Annotated in this window: 13 protein-coding genes; 3 read left to right on the top strand and 10 right to left on the bottom strand. The window is 31.8% G+C overall.

Features of this window, described 5'->3' with window-relative positions; genetic code table 11:
* From trpD to HMPREF2642_RS09170, 4 genes are all read right to left on the bottom strand, one after another.
* Entirely contained in the window at positions 1 to 996 is a 996-nt protein-coding gene (trpD, locus tag HMPREF2642_RS09185) for an anthranilate phosphoribosyltransferase (RefSeq protein ID WP_030062721.1), read from the bottom strand.
* A 3-nt stretch (positions 997 to 999) separates the two neighbouring features.
* On the bottom strand, positions 1,000 to 1,566 hold the full coding sequence (locus HMPREF2642_RS09180) for an anthranilate synthase component II (RefSeq protein ID WP_030062722.1): 567 nt from the start codon (positions 1,564 to 1,566) through the stop codon (positions 1,000 to 1,002).
* On the bottom strand, positions 1,563 to 2,969 hold the full coding sequence (locus tag HMPREF2642_RS09175; protein ID WP_049428603.1) for an anthranilate synthase component I: 1,407 nt from the start codon (positions 2,967 to 2,969) through the stop codon (positions 1,563 to 1,565). Before HMPREF2642_RS09175 ends, HMPREF2642_RS09180 begins: the two co-directional genes overlap by 4 nt.
* A gap of 486 nt (positions 2,970 to 3,455) precedes the next feature.
* Positions 3,456 to 4,490: a M42 family metallopeptidase gene (locus tag HMPREF2642_RS09170; RefSeq protein WP_049428601.1), complete on the bottom strand. Its 1,035-nt coding sequence runs from the start codon at positions 4,488 to 4,490 to the stop codon at positions 3,456 to 3,458.
* Between the two features lie 154 nt (positions 4,491 to 4,644).
* Here HMPREF2642_RS09170 and HMPREF2642_RS09165 point away from each other — a divergent pair, with 154 nt between their 5' ends.
* Entirely contained in the window at positions 4,645 to 5,736 is a 1,092-nt protein-coding gene (locus tag HMPREF2642_RS09165) for a prephenate dehydrogenase (RefSeq protein ID WP_070597798.1), read from the top strand.
* An 80-nt stretch (positions 5,737 to 5,816) separates the two neighbouring features.
* Here the strand turns inward: HMPREF2642_RS09165 and HMPREF2642_RS09160 are convergent, their stop codons facing one another.
* Entirely contained in the window at positions 5,817 to 7,079 is a 1,263-nt protein-coding gene (locus tag HMPREF2642_RS09160; RefSeq protein ID WP_030062726.1) for a Y-family DNA polymerase, read from the bottom strand.
* A gap of 153 nt (positions 7,080 to 7,232) precedes the next feature.
* Between HMPREF2642_RS09160 and HMPREF2642_RS09155 the strand changes: the two genes are divergently transcribed.
* The gene (locus HMPREF2642_RS09155) at positions 7,233 to 7,418 is read left to right on the top strand and encodes a 2-hydroxymuconate tautomerase (RefSeq protein ID WP_002433883.1); all 186 of its coding nucleotides are present in this window, start codon (positions 7,233 to 7,235) and stop codon (positions 7,416 to 7,418) included.
* A 96-nt stretch (positions 7,419 to 7,514) separates the two neighbouring features.
* Here HMPREF2642_RS09155 and HMPREF2642_RS09150 read toward each other — a convergent pair whose 3' ends face one another.
* Positions 7,515 to 8,489, bottom strand: a complete 975-nt coding sequence (locus HMPREF2642_RS09150) for an LCP family protein (protein ID WP_070597797.1) — start codon at positions 8,487 to 8,489, stop codon at positions 7,515 to 7,517.
* Between the two features lie 136 nt (positions 8,490 to 8,625).
* Here HMPREF2642_RS09150 and msrA point away from each other — a divergent pair, with 136 nt between their 5' ends.
* Positions 8,626 to 9,129 carry a peptide-methionine (S)-S-oxide reductase MsrA gene (gene msrA / locus HMPREF2642_RS09145; RefSeq protein ID WP_023350318.1) on the top strand — a complete coding sequence of 168 codons (504 nt, stop codon included), beginning with the start codon at positions 8,626 to 8,628 and terminating at the stop codon, positions 9,127 to 9,129.
* Positions 9,130 to 9,186: 57 nt separating this feature from the next.
* Here the strand turns inward: msrA and mprF are convergent, their stop codons facing one another.
* The 4 genes from mprF to HMPREF2642_RS09125 form a co-directional block, all read right to left on the bottom strand.
* Positions 9,187 to 11,709, bottom strand: a complete 2,523-nt coding sequence (mprF, locus tag HMPREF2642_RS09140) for a bifunctional lysylphosphatidylglycerol flippase/synthetase MprF (protein ID WP_070597796.1) — start codon at positions 11,707 to 11,709, stop codon at positions 9,187 to 9,189.
* A 252-nt stretch (positions 11,710 to 11,961) separates the two neighbouring features.
* On the bottom strand, positions 11,962 to 13,176 hold the full coding sequence (locus HMPREF2642_RS09135) for an AI-2E family transporter (RefSeq protein WP_030062727.1): 1,215 nt from the start codon (positions 13,174 to 13,176) through the stop codon (positions 11,962 to 11,964).
* A 161-nt stretch (positions 13,177 to 13,337) separates the two neighbouring features.
* Positions 13,338 to 14,186, bottom strand: coding sequence for a glucose PTS transporter transcription antiterminator GlcT (glcT, locus tag HMPREF2642_RS09130; RefSeq protein ID WP_030062728.1), 849 nt, complete (start codon positions 14,184 to 14,186; stop codon positions 13,338 to 13,340).
* A gap of 171 nt (positions 14,187 to 14,357) precedes the next feature.
* Entirely contained in the window at positions 14,358 to 15,821 is a 1,464-nt protein-coding gene (locus HMPREF2642_RS09125; RefSeq protein WP_023350321.1) for a glutamine transporter AlsT, read from the bottom strand.

Here is a 15,821-nt window from a genome sequence, read left to right as displayed (position 1 = left end):
CTATACCCCCATCTTTAAATACTGTTTCATAGCCTGACCACTGTCTATAAGATGACGTACTAGTTTAATACCTGAGTGAATATCTTTTGCTTTTTCAGCCACGTATAAAGCAATTGCTGCATTGAGTATAACGACATCTTTTTTACTCGATTGATCGTTTCCATTTAATATATTTATGGCTATATTTTTATTTTCTTCAGGTGTTCCCCCTTTGAGTGCGTCATTGTCAGCAATAGTTAAACCATAATTTTTAGCATTAATTGTATACTGTTTGATTGGCTTATTTTGGTTAATTTCATAAATGATATTGTTTCCCGATAGCGTTGCCTCATCCATACCATTTGCACCATGAACGACAATAGCTCTCTTCCTACCTAAATCTTTGATAGTTTGAGCAATCTTATCTAGTTGTGTAACATCATAGACACCCATCACTTGATAAGTTAGTTTAAATGGATTGATAAGAGGCCCTACTAAATTAAATATTGTTGGAGACTTTATCTGCTTCCTAATGGGTTGGATGTATTTCATAATTGGATAAGAATCAGTGGCACTAATGAAAGAGAGACCTTTTGTATCTAATTGTTTTATCACACTAGCTACTTCACTTGTTTGAATCCCCATTGCTTGAAGAACATCGGTACTACCTGAATGCGATGTGATACTTTTATTGCCATGTTTAACTACCGGTACACCGGCACTTGCTACTATGAATGCTACTGTTGTTGATATATTGAAACTGTTTGAACCATCTCCTCCAGTACCACAAACGCACATCGCTCCTTCATAATAGGGTTGAACTGGATACATTGTGCTTATAAGATGTTTAACTAAATAGGTTAGTTCAATTTGTTGCATTTCCTTTTTAGTGTAAGACTTTAATAACTTAAGTTTATTGTCTTCCTTCACATTTGGATTAAGAAGAATATCGATAAATTCCTTCATATGTTCTTCCGTTAACTGTCTATTATCTTCAATATCTTTTAATAATTTCATTTTTTAACTACCTTTCATTGCTAGTCTTACAAAGTTGTTAATTATTTTTTCTCCATGTTCTGTTGCAAAGGATTCAGGATGATATTGGATTCCATAATGTTTTTTGTATTTATGTTGAAATGACTGTATGCAATCTATCGTTTGACCAGTAATTTCTAAAGCGGATGGAAATGTTTTAGGATTACTTATTAATGAGTGATATCGCATTATTTTAAAATGATTAGGTAAACCTTGGTACAAAGGTGTTGATTTCACTATTTCTAAATCATCCACTTTACCATGCATAATTTTTAGTCCTTGAATAACTTCTCCACCGTAATAACAAGTCAATGCTTGTGATCCTAGGCAGACACCTAATATCGGTTTGTTTTCGAAATATTCAATTAATTTAATCAATAAATTATTATCTAATGGATGCCCTGGACCTGGAGAAATAATAACTGCTGAGATATTTTTAAGTTCATAAATTTCACTGTCATCGGGAAATTTAACAATCACATCTGCTTGTTTTGATACTATATCTACGAGATTATAGGTAAAAGAATCATAGTTATCTATAATTAAAATCATGGAGTCACCTCCAGTAAACTCTTTGCTTTCAGTTTAGTTTCTTCGAGTTCTTTCTCAGGTATGGAATCATAAACTACACCACAACCTGCTTCAATGTTTACTTGTTTGTCGTCTATGAGCATAGTACGTATAGCAAGCGCGAAATCTAAATTATGATTACAATTGATGTAGCCAACTCCCCCACTATAAATCCCTCGTTTAAACGGATAAGCTTCATAAATCCTTTGAATGGCCCTTAATTTTGGTGCCCCCGATACTGTACCTGTGGGTAATAAACTTGCAATGACACTCATTGGAGATAAATTCTCCTTTAATTCACCTACGACTTCACTCACTATGTGCATGACATGTTCATATTTCTCAATTTCCATTAACTTTGTGATTTTAGAAGTTCCTACTTTACTAATTCTATGAATATCATTTCTACCTAAATCTACAAGCATACTATGTTCACTTATCTCTTTTTCGTCCTTAAGTAAAGCGTGACTATTTTTCTTATCCTCATCTTTATTAGCACCTCGCTTAGTAGTTCCAGCTATTGGATTGGTATAAACCAATCCATCTTTAACTCTAACGAAACTTTCAGGTGAACTGCCTACGACTATAGGAATATCTTTATTCATATAATACATATATGGACTAGGATTTTGTCTCTTTAATTTTTGATAAAGTTGAAAACTTAATTGATGCAAATGAGTTACAAAGTTATGCTTGTAATAATAAATTCTTGAAGGCACAACTTGGAACATATCCCCTTCTGCGATTTTCTTTTTTAATTCTGTTATTATTTTTAAAAATTCTTGTTCTCCTATATTTGTCTCAATTTGTCGTTCAGGTTGTTTCAACTTTATTCTTTCATGAGCTAAATTGATGTTTTTTAATTCATCAATTCTTTGTTTAACTTTTGCTTCCAACTGAGATTTAGAAGTATTTGAGAATAAATTTGTTGAAATCACATACAACTCATCTTTATAGTGATCAAAAACATAAGTATCTTCTACCAGATAAAATTTAACGTCATGATCCCGATGATCATCTAATTCAATTTCTTGAAGTTTAGGAAACTCATGCCTTACAAGATCAAAACTACATGTCCCTATAAAACCTGAAATAAAAGGTAAATGCTTCAATTGATCATCTGCAATATTCACGTAGTACTGATTGACTAAACTTTTTAAATAATCATACGGATGTTCATTCACCACTTTTATTTTTTCTCTTGTATTAATAATTAATTGATTATTATCAAGAGTAACTGAACCATAGTCTTCTAAGACAACGATGGAGTATCTTCCTTTTAATTTATCTTGATTTGTACTTTCAAATATAATTTTTGCTTCTCCTAATTGTGCTAAAGCTTCTGGCGTCATTAGCGCATTTAACTTTTTATAAACTACATCCATATTTCTTCTCCTTTCCATTAAAAAATCAGCCTCCTTATGAAAAAGGACGCTGACGCGTGGTACCACCTTAATTAGCCGAATATTCGTAATATTCAAAACTCACTCTTTGTATTTATTTTTTATTTCACAAAACCCAATTTCTTCAAAGTAGGTGTTAGTTTACATCAACCACTAACTTTCTGTTGCTACCTATTCTTTAAATACTACATTTTGCTTAAAAAACACCACAATAACGCTTATCTCGCAATAAGGACGCGTTACCGTGGTGCCACCTTAGTTAACAATTTTATTTGTTCACTTTTAAATTATTTAATTGTAATTTGAAAGCCCAATTCGTTTATTGCATTGTGCTAATTTACATCAACCATTAGCTTTCTTAGTGCTACAACATGCAGTAACTACTTATTCATTCAAATTGTCTGATTTTTCTAATTATTCAGTATCATACATATTAATGTTAACTTTGTCAATATAAACTTGTTTTTTTTATTCATTGATTGGCGACAAACAATAAGCATAAAGTAATTCTTGAGTGGCATTAATCGAATCTAAGTGTGTTCTCTCCATTGCATGTGAGGATTCAATACCTGCTCCGAATAAACCATGACGAATATCAGATCCTGCTTTTAGAGCTGCTGAAGCATCTGAACTATAATATGGATAAATATCTACTTTGTATGGTATGTCATTAATTTTACAAAGGTTAATTAGATGATTTTTTAGTGCTTTATGGTATGGACCAGATCCATCTTTTGCGCAAATTGAAACAGTATATTCATTAGAAGATTGACCATCCCCTAGCGCTCCCATATCTAAAGCTATAAATTCGACAATATCTTCTGAAATGCTTGAATTTGCACCATACCCTATTTCTTCATTGTTAGAAATATAAAATTGTGTTGTATGCGGTAATTTTGTACCTTCGTTTTTTAGCTTTTTCAAAAGTTCTAGAATCATTCCGACACTCGCTTTATCATCTAGATGTCTAGACTTAATAAATCCTGATTGAGTGATAACTGTTCTAGGATCAAATGATATGAAATCACCCACTTCTATGCCTAAATCTTTTGTTTCTTGAGCATTATGAGTTATTTCATCAATTCTTACTTCCATATGCTCTTTATCTCTTGGAATATTATGGTTATCTTTGTAAACATGCACGCTCGTTTCATGTAGACAGATTGTTCCTGAAAATGTTTGACCGGTTTGGGTTTGAATTTCACAATACTCACCTTCTATAGCATTGAAGTGAAATCCACCTATTAAGTCTAAAGCTAATCTGCCATTTTCTTTAATCTCTTTAACCATTGCCCCTAATGTATCCACATGTGCTGTTATACACCGCTGTTTATTTTCATTTGTACCATCAACAGTAATAAGGAGTCCGCCTTTATTAGTAACTTTTGTATGATAACCTAGATCTTCAACATAGTTTTTGACATAATTAATCGCTTCGTCAGCATTACCAGATGGGCTATTGATTTCAGTTAATGTTTTTATAGTTTCTAAAATTCCGCTCATATTATCCCCCTTTTTTCTTAAATCACTTTTTATTTTAAACTAAACCACCTTCATACTCTAACAATTATAGATTACTATTTTAGAGTATTGCTTACTTTTCTTCTCTCATTTACAATAATACTATTCTGAAAATTTTGAAATAAGGTGATTGTTTATGCAACACATATTATTTGTTGGCCTTGGTCTTATTGGTGGTAGTTTAGCTAGTAATTTAAAATATTATAATTCCGACGTACAAATTATGGCTTATGACGCTAATGAAACACAGTTAGATAAAGCATTGTCCATTGGTATTATTGATAAAAAAATAACTGATTACAAAACCGCAGTTGAAAAAGCTGATGTCATTGTTTATGCAACGCCTGTAGAACAAACAATTAAGTATTTATCAGAACTTCCCAATTATAAAACCAAGCCTCATTTGATAGTGACCGATACCGGAAGCACTAAATCTACTATTCAAACTTTTGAACAACAACTACTAGATAACAATATTCATTTAGTTGGTGGTCATCCTATGGCAGGAAGTCATAAATCTGGAGTATTAAACTCTAAAAAGCATTTATTTGAAAACGCCTATTACATTCTTGTATTTAATGAAAAAGAAAATCAAGAAGCAGCTAAATATTTACAAAATTTATTCAAGCATACTTTAGCTAAGTTTATTACAACGAATGCTGATGAACATGATTTTGTAACTGGTGTAGTTAGTCATGTCCCTCATATTATCGCATCTAGCTTAGTACACTTAAGTGCCAATCATGTAGATCAACATGAATTAGTAGAAAAATTAGCTGCTGGAGGTTTTAGAGATATTACGCGAATTGCCAGTAGTAATGCTCAAATGTGGAAAGATATCACTTTAAATAACCAAACGCATATTTTGTCTTTGTTAAACGAACTAAAAAATCAAATTACAGCATTTGAAAAGATGATAAATTCTAATAATGATGAAAACATTTACGAGTTCTTTGCTAAAGCTAAAAATTATCGTGATCGCCTACCCGCTAAACAACGAGGTGCCCTATCTGTGGCGTATGATCTATATGTAGACATTCCGGATAAACCGGGTATGATAAGCAAAGTTACACATATCTTAAGTTTACATAATATTTCTATAAGCAACCTTAATATTTTAGAAGTCCGCGAAGATATCTATGGCGCATTGCAAATAAGCTTTAAAAATCCTGAAGATCGAGAACGTGGTATCAAAGCTTTAAAAAATTTCGATACCTATATTGAATAATATAAGTCCCCTAAAGTGTGATGAATAACATATCAATCATCGCTTTAGGGGATTATTTCTAAATTTTTAACGTTAATCACCTACATTTTGTGGCCAGCCATAAGTCCTAATCGACCATGCTTAGTCCCTGCTTCAGTATAAGATGTCGCTTTAGAAACGATACCTCTACCATATTTTAGGTGTAAATGGTCAATTGTTTTAGCTAGTTTTTCATCTCGTTTACGCTCATACTCATCAATAAATAAATTTAACTGTCGATCTTGTTCATCTACAAACTGTGTTAAAGATACACTTAGCGTCCTATACAAAGCATTTTTATCACATAATCGATTCGCAAAATAATTAATCACTTTAAAAATATCTCTTTCTAAATTTGTAGGATCTTCTAAAGTATACTGCTTGTGTACACCTCCATCATCAGCATAACCAAATGAAAAATGTATCGTACGCGCTAATTTTTTCTGTGCTCTTAATCTACTTGCTACATCTTCAATGAGTTCTTGCATGACTACTTTTGATTCCTCAAATCGATAATCTCTCATCAAAATTTGACTTTTACATATTGAAGGATTTGTTACTTTGTATTTTTCTCTTACTTTACTTTGATCAATACCGTTAGCATGTAAATGCATATCTACACCTAAAATACCAAAATCTCTCTTTAAATAGCGATAAGGATATTGTGCTAAATCGCCAATTGTAAATATCCCTCTCTTATTTAATTTCGCTTCAGTACGTTTATTAATACCCCAGAAATCTCTTAACGGTTGAATAGGCCATAACTTATCAGGTACATCTTGATAACGCCATTCTGCAATTCCATCTTCTGTATGCTTTGCTTCTATATCCATTGCTATTTTGCTTAATAACATATTAGAACCTATACCAACAGTGCAATGGATACCTGTCTCTTCCAGTATCTCTTTTTTTAATCGTTCGCAAAACGCATAAACTGTAGAACTAAACCTATGATAACTATCTGTGACATCCATAAAAAATTCATCAATACTATATTGATGTAAGTCTTCAGGTGGTACATAACGTAGTGCAATTTTTGAAATAGCAACAGAAACATTTAAATACTTTCTCATACTTGGGTTAATGATATAAATATCATTTCGATGTGGTATTTCAAAAAGTCTAGATCCCGTTTTTATACCTATTTCTTTCAATTTCGGTGTAGCAGCCAACACTACTGACCCCTGCCTTTTCGTATCAGCTACTACTGCTAACTTGGTTTCTAAAGGATCCAAGCCCTTCTCCATACATGACACACTCGCAAAAAAGCTCTTCTGATCAATGCATAATACATCTCTATCCTCTAATAGATTATAGTCATACATAACTATGCCTCCCTTACGAAATCTATTATATACGAACACGTGTTCTTATTCAATACAAACAAGAACGAATGTTCTATTTAATTTGAATCTCTATCGTTAATTTCGTGATATACTAAAGAAGGCATTTCTAATTAATTAAGGAGGATGCATGATATGCCAATCGTAAATGTAAAGTTATTAGAAGGACGTACAGATGATCAATTAAAAGATTTAGTGAATGAGGTTACAAATGCAGTAGAAAAAACTACTGGAGCAAACAAAGAGGCCATCCACGTCGTAATCGAAGAAATGAAAAAGAGCCATTACGCCGTTGGTGGAGTAAGAAAATCAGATCAATAAAACGCAAAATCCCTGAAATGAAAGCTATTTACCATAGAAGCTATCATCTCAGGGATTCAATTATTTTATCACTTATTTTTTCTAATCATCTTAGTTTTAATCATCGAAAAAGTCTTGAATTGCTTTTTTATTTTTTTCTTTATCAATTTGAAGCGCACTACCATCATTATTAGTATTAATATCTTGATACGTGTTTTTAACAGGTACAGTTAGTGATTTAACATCTTTATCACCACGAATACCAAAGCTTAATCCAGTTTGGAAAATAGCTGAATTAGGCATATCAGTATTAACGTATCCTCTTAAAATACCTGCAACTTTCGGAAGTTTTGCAACGGTATTAAAATTTACTAACTCTTGTTTTAAAGTTTGCATAACTTGTTGTTGACGGCGAACACGCCCGAAATCTCCTTCAGCATCGTGACGGAATCTCGCATAACCTAATAGCTCTTTACCATTTAATCTATGATGACCTTTTTTCAATGAAACACCTATATTTTCAGACATGTCCTTCTCTACGTCTATAGGTACACCATTAGGTTCAAGTTCATCAACCATTTTCTCAAATCCAGTGAAATCTACTACCGCATAATATTCAGGATTGATACCTAAATTTTTATTAAGTGTCTTTCTTAGTAACTCAGGTCCACCAAGTGAATAAGCTGCATTAATTTTGTATTTATCATAACCAGGGATATCTGCGTAAATATCTCTCATTACAGACATCATTTTCATTTTTTTATTAATATAGTCGTATTGTACAACCATAATTGAGTCTGTACGAGATTTACCGCTTTGAGCTTTATCTGCTCCAAGTACTAATACAGATATTTTGCCATCATTTTTAACGGCTCCATTAAATTGATGCATCTTTACATCTTTAGCATACTTCATACCACTATTATATTGATGAGTGATATAGACAATTATTGAAATAAGAATGATGAGAATGATTAAAATGATAAAAGGTAATTTGCGTAGTCTTTTTTTATTTCGTCGCCTAGAAGGTGTCGATGTTGTGCCAGTGTGACGTCGATACTCTGTTTCTCTATGTTCCTTCTGTTCTGTCATATTTACCTACCTTATATCTTCAAAATTACATATCTATATACTATAATTAATATGTATTAACGTTATATAAAAAGTATTCAAATTGCAAGAGTTTTTTTAATAAATGGTACTAAGGTCCAATGAAAGGATGTCATGAATGAATATTAATACGGCATACTTTGCCGGTGGTTGTTTTTGGTGTATGACCAAACCTTTTGATACATTTGACGGTATCGAAAAAGTAACTTCTGGTTACATGGGTGGACATACAGAGAATCCAACGTATGAAGATGTTAAAAGTGGTAACACTGGTCATTATGAAACAGTAAAAATTGAATATGATGTAGCACTTTTTTCATATCATAAACTATTGGAAATATTTTTTTCAGTAATCGACCCACTAGATGAAGATGGACAGTTTCAAGATAGAGGTTCCCAATATCAAACAGCCATTTTTTACTCTAATGAAGATCAAAAGAAATCTGCCGAATCATATATCGAAGCACTTCAAGATACTTTAAATGCAGACAAAGCAATAGCTACAAAAGTCTTACCCGCTTCAACTTTCTTTGAAGCTGAAGAATACCATCAAGATTTCTATAAAAAGAATCCCGAACGTTACGCTAAAGAACAACAAGATAGAGCGAATTATTATAAATAATGGACAAAAAATAGCGATAGTGCTGAATGTTACAATTCAGTACTATCGCTATTATTTTTATTTATGTCGAATGACTCTCATCACTTTCAACATACTTTCCCATAGAGAGCTATCTTTACGATAAACTAAAAATCTTGGTTCCCAGTTAGGACTATACTTTTCTTTATAACGTCTTAAACCTTGGAAACGATATAATCCATTAAAATGTTCAAAGACTCGCCCTGCTAAACGTTCTCTTAAATAAGAGTAATGTAAAGTACCAACATTAGAGAGGGTGGCCATTCCCATGTTAAAGGCTTTATATTCTTTTTCCTGACCCCATAACAACATGTGTAAATACAGTCCATCCATTAAAGGTAGATCGAGCTCTGGTAACCATCGAATTAAATCGACAGAAATTGCATCGTTAAAGTGCGTAGGCATTAAACTACAGAATGCAATCATCTTACCATGTTCATCTCTCATTACACCTATAGGCGCTTTAGAAAGATATGGTTGTGTAAATTGACCTACAGAGAAGTGCATTTCATTTCTACCATCTAACCATCTATCACTAACATATTTGAGTTCGTTAAAGAAATCTTGTGAAAATGGTGGTTCAATAATTTCAAAAGAAATATTTAAATCATTAAATTTATTGAGTGTAGCTCTAAAGCCACGACGCTTTTTACCTGAGGTAGTGAATGATGTTAAATCAATAATAGCTTCCTCACCTAGTTTGAAAAATTGATTCCCGAAATGATGATATAAAGGCATATAATTATCACTAACTTGATAGAAAATAATGTCGTAACCTCTATATTCTGCATATTGATAAAATGATTCTAACAATGATTCAAACGTATTTGCATCGCCTATAGGATCTCCTAATACAACTAAGGCATTAGATTTATAACGATACATGAGGAATGATTTTTCATTTTCATGGATAAAACAATCTTTATCACCACTATAAACAAGATGGCTCAAGTAATTACCACCATATTCATGAATAATAGCTTCACATATTGATAAATCTGTAATTTGATGAGGACGGTCAAATTTGTAATCAAATAACCATGCAATGAGACCAACCAGAATAATCACAATTAAAATAGTAACCCAGAAGTAATATCTTAATAATGATGTATCTACTTCAATGTGATAAATATCTAATGCGTATAATGTTTCCGCAATTAAAATATGATTTAGATATAAAACAATCACGCTGAGTATAAGCATGAGAACTAATTTTCTAAAACGGAACGGACGCTTAAGCACTTGAGCACGACGATAAGCTAAAACTAATAAAATAAACATGACTACAAGCCAAGTTAACAATAAGAAAGATGCGTAAGTATAAATTGTAGCTCCCGCAATTAAAATAATAGAAATCATCGCATAAATAATCGCACGACGACTCTGTTTAAAAATACCTCTCACATTCAAAATTAATAATAAACAAGCACTCGTATGGATAGATAAAGTTAAATAATAAGCAAAGTGATTTCCATCATATAGTCCATCATAAACAATCGTTAAATTATTAATGAAGAAAATGATGCTAGTTAAAAATATTAATATTGCGAGTGAAAATGAAGGTATTTTAGCTAAAATGTCTTTTTGATAGGACATCAAGAATGACGTAAAGTCCTTAGCAGGAACATAATATTTCGAACCTTCAAGATATTTTTTAGCAGTTGTTCCAAACTCAAATGTAGATAGTATAAGTGCAATAATGACTGGAACAAAATAATATGCAAATCGATATAGAAGTAATGCTAATAATATTTTTTCTTCTGAAACATCTAAAGATTTAAGTCCTAGTAAAACAACTAAATCGAAGGCACCAAAACCACCAGGAATAAAACTAACTAATCCTGATAACGCCGCGATCACGAAGATGCCGATAAATGTCATAAATGATACATGAATACCTACGATAAGTGCAGCAAAGTAAAGAACAGTAGCTGCTGCCATCCACTCGATACAAGATACAAGTGTACAATACACACCCATATAACGATTAGATTTATCCGCTGGTTTAGCGATAGTATAAATGATAAATACAGGTAAAAATAGTGCTACAACATATAAAATCCAGCGTACCCATGTAATTTTATCCATCATATGAGAAGCGTTAAAAACGTGTAGAACAACTAATATGGACAAGAGACTAAGTCCAGTGAGCATTGAAATCAAGATAATCGAAATATAATGTACGAGTTTCTTAATATCATCTGTATAGTTTTTATAAACGAAGGCTCTGACTCCTGCACCGATAAAGCCACCAAAACCTACGATAGCATTGAGAGCATTGATAATATAACTAACTCTTAATACTTTAGTCACTGACATGTTAAGCTTTAACGATTTCACTAAAATAATGTCATATAGTGACAAAAGAATGAGCGATGCTCCCCCACCTGCAAATAATAAAATAAGCCACAATCTATTTATTTTGCCAAATTGCATCAAAGTGTCTTTAAAATTAATATGAGCTAATTCACGATACAATGTGAAAATGACAAAAATAAATAACGCTGTGGCAAAGATAAATTTCAAAATAGATAATAATTTACTTTTCACTTCTTGCGTCATTTTTTCACTTCAATTCTAATTTAAATCTATTACATGACAAAAATATATCATAAAGAAAGGTTTTATAGAATATATATTGATAGATAAGTACCTAACATTATTGTAATGCTAAAATTATTTCTCTGACTTAGACACATAATTTTAGCTCTCATTTATGGGAAATGTAAGCATAAATGAGAGCTATTTATTGAATATTAACTTAAAACAAAATTATTCATAAAAAATCCCCTATTCAAGGGGATTCTATAAATATTAATCTGTAATTTCTTCTTCTTGTTTAATACTATAATCTCCAGCATCTTCACCATAGTAACGATTATATCTTCGTTTAAATAGTAAGAATATATGAGATACTAGTACTTTAAGTACCGCATATAATGGAATACCAATAATTACACCCACGACATTCATTAAATTACCAGCACATAGCAAAATGAAGATAATTGTTAATGGATGTATTTTGAGTGTTTTACCCATAACGTTTGGAGAAATAAAGTGCCCTTCAAAGAACTGAACAAGTGTCCAAACGATAACTAATTTAAGTAACATCCAAGGTGATGTGATAATCGCAATTACAATAGCTGGTGAAATTGCAATCGTTGGTCCTAAGTATGGAACAACACTTGTAACTGCTGCAATACTCGCTAATACTAAAGGATATTTAAGACCGATAATTGAATATCCAATTAATAGTAATACACCTATACAGAAAGAAACGATGATTTGACCTTGAATGTAAGAACCTACTTGAACACTCATTTTTTCAAGTAAATCATGAAAATCCTTTCTAAATTTAGGTGGCATAATTTTTGTTGTATAATCTTTAAAACGATGGCCATCTTTTAGCATAAAGAATAATATGAATGGCGTCGTTACTATGACAACACCAACATTTGAAACGGCTTCAGCGAAAGATGCAAGCTTAGGCCCAAATCCATCAAAGTACTCTGATAACATTGAAGGAATTTTTTTCTGAGCTGATTCTAACCAGTCATTAACTTGACTCATATAACTAGATAGGAAAGAGTTAGTAGTTATCTTCTCAATTGATTGAGTAATTTTATTTAAATAATGCGGAGAGTTTTTAATTAATCCTTCAATTTGTGAACCAATGATAGGAATAAGTAAATTAACAATTAATGTAATGATTCCCACAACTGCCACATAAATAATCGTAATACCTAACAGTCTTGGAATTCGATAACGCTCCATTAAGTTAACTAATGGATTAAATAGATAAAATAAGATTAATGAAACAATAATAGGTGCAGCAATTGTATTAAATATAATAATAAATGGTTCAAATACATAGGAAACTTTATCGAAAATAAAGATTACAATACCTAATAAAACAAGTGCAACTAAACCATATATAAGATCATTGCCACCTAAAAATCTCATAAATCTTGTTTCAGAAAAACTAAATATATGGTTTTTCTTTTCACTAGATTTATTTTCGTTTGACATCAAGATCACCATACCTCACATTTATAAATCAAATAAAATTATGATTTAAAATAATTTAGACTCATAAACAAAATATTTAAAAATACAATATTTATGATAACACAAAATGAATAAAGTTAATCATTTTTACCCAAACACAATCGAATAATAAACGTTACATATTATTCGATTTTAATTTGAGCTTCAAAATGGTGTATATGTATCGCAAGATATACAATTTCGGACTCATTGATAATCACATCAAACTGACGTTGTATCATTTTTAAAATTTTATAAGCCGTATTAAAACATTGTGGATAAAGATTTTTAACCATTAAAATAAAATTGTCTTGCGCATCCACATTTTCCCCTTTAGTTAACCTATAAATTAAAAACTGTATATGCCTAATAAAACGTTGGTATTGCGTTGTTGTTTTATCAATTTCATGATTAAGATCTGTTTCAATAATCGTCATACTTTTATTAATTAATTTATTGATAACTGATATATCATGTATTGATAAATCTTCAGAATTAGAAGCAATATGTAAAGCTATAAAACCAATTTCATCTTCAGGGAATCGAACATCTAACGTCTGATTCAATTTATCAATGACACGCTTAGCAATTTGATATGCATCACTGTAAAGATGTTGCGTCTCTATTGCAAATGGGTTAGAAATAACTTGATTCTGTTTAAGTCTTTTATATGCAAAGATAATATGATCTGTAAGAGCAACAACTAAGCTTTTATCATCAGTTTGAAGCGAGGCCTCAGAAATCATATTGACCGATTCGATAACAGCTTGGACAACATGGTCTTCCCCCATCTCGACCAACGTTTTATAATGTTCTTTCTGCTGTTGCTGTTCTAATTTATATACTTTCTCAATTGAAGCATTCTCATCAAGCATCATTCCCACTTTTTTATTGAAACCAATACCCTTGCCAATTAACACAACTTCATGATTATTACTTTTACATATGAGGACGTTGTTATTTAGTGTTTTCGTTATTTCGTAATTCCCCATTATAATCACCTTTCTCTTATCATTAGTAAGATTATAATTCTATTTTTTAAAAATGAAAAGCGAGTTACTAAAGTGTTGATATTTACATTCATACTAACGAATATAAATCATGTAATTTAAAAAAAGACGACTTGAGAGGCAATCATGCGTCAAGTCGTTACTCTAACTAAATTATTTATCATTACGTGGTATTTTAGCTTGAGATCCCCAAGATTCAATACCAAATAAATTAATTTCTAGATTTTCAGGTTTAAATACAGGTTTCTTACCTTCTTTACGTTGCTGTTGATAATCTTTCATTACAGCAAAAGCGATATTGGACAATCCTATAATAGATATAATATTAACTATGGCCATTAGGCCCATAAATAAGTCTGCAGTACTCCAAACTGTTTCAGTTTTTGCAACTGCTCCAATGAATACTAACACAACTACTAAACATCTAAATACAAACAAAATGGCTTTGTTTTTAGATAAGAACTCAATATTTGATTGTCCGTAATAATAGTTACCTACAACTGATGAAAAAGCAAATAAAGTTATAGCCACTGTTAAGAAAATACCACCTGCTGAACCTAAATGTTCATTTAAAGCTGATTGAGTTACAGCTACACCTTGAGGTGCACTTTCACCAAATTTTAATCCAGAGTATAGAAGAATCATGATAGCTGTTGCTGTACAAACTAACATAGTATCAAAGAATACTCCTAGCGACTGTATTAAACCTTGTTTAACAGGGTGTGGGACAGCAGCAGTAGCTGCAGCATTAGGTGCTGAACCCATACCTGCTTCATTTGAGAATAATCCACGTTTAATACCTTGAAGTATCGCTGCACCAACAGCGCCACCAGTCACTTGTTGTAAACCGAAAGCACTTTTAATGATAGTACCAATCATTGGAACTATTTGATCTATATTTAATAACAAGATAACTAAAACCATTCCTATGTATATGATTGCCATAATAGGTACTATAAGTGATGATAATGTTGCGATGCTTCTTACGCCACCAAAAATAATGATTGCAGTAATTACAGCTAATATAATACCAGTTATAACTGGGCTAACATGATATTGTGTGTTTAATGACTCTGCAATTGTATTAGATTGAACAGTATTAAATACAAATGCAAATGTGATGGTGATTAATGTTGCGAATACGATACCTAACCATTTCTGGTTGAGACCCTTAGTAATATAGTATGCTGGTCCCCCACGGAAACCACCTTCTTTATCATGCACTTTATATACTTGAGCTAATGTTGCTTCCATAAATGCACTAGCCGCACCAATAAAAGCTATAATCCACATCCAAAATACTGCTCCAGGTCCACCTAATACAATAGCTGTAGCTACTCCGGCAATATTACCAGTACCTACACGAGATCCAGCACTAATAGCAAATGCTTGGAAAGGCGAAATACCTTTTTTACCACTACTTAGCGTTTCAGGTTTCTCAGTGAGCGCTCTGAACATTTCAGGTAACATTCTTAATTGAACAAATTTAGAACTTATAGTAAAGAAAAAGCCTGCAGTTAATAAAAGTCCAATTAGATATTGCGACCAAATCAAATCATTCCCGACCTGAACAAAAGATTTAAACCAGCCAGGAATCAAATTATCGAAATCTTGCAA

Origin of the sequence: Staphylococcus sp. HMSC055A09 (assembly GCF_001809655.1) — a bacterium.
In the GTDB taxonomy this organism is placed as follows: Bacteria; Bacillota; Bacilli; order Staphylococcales; family Staphylococcaceae; genus Staphylococcus; species Staphylococcus capitis.
This window is presented reverse-complemented; position numbering and strand designations above follow the sequence as displayed.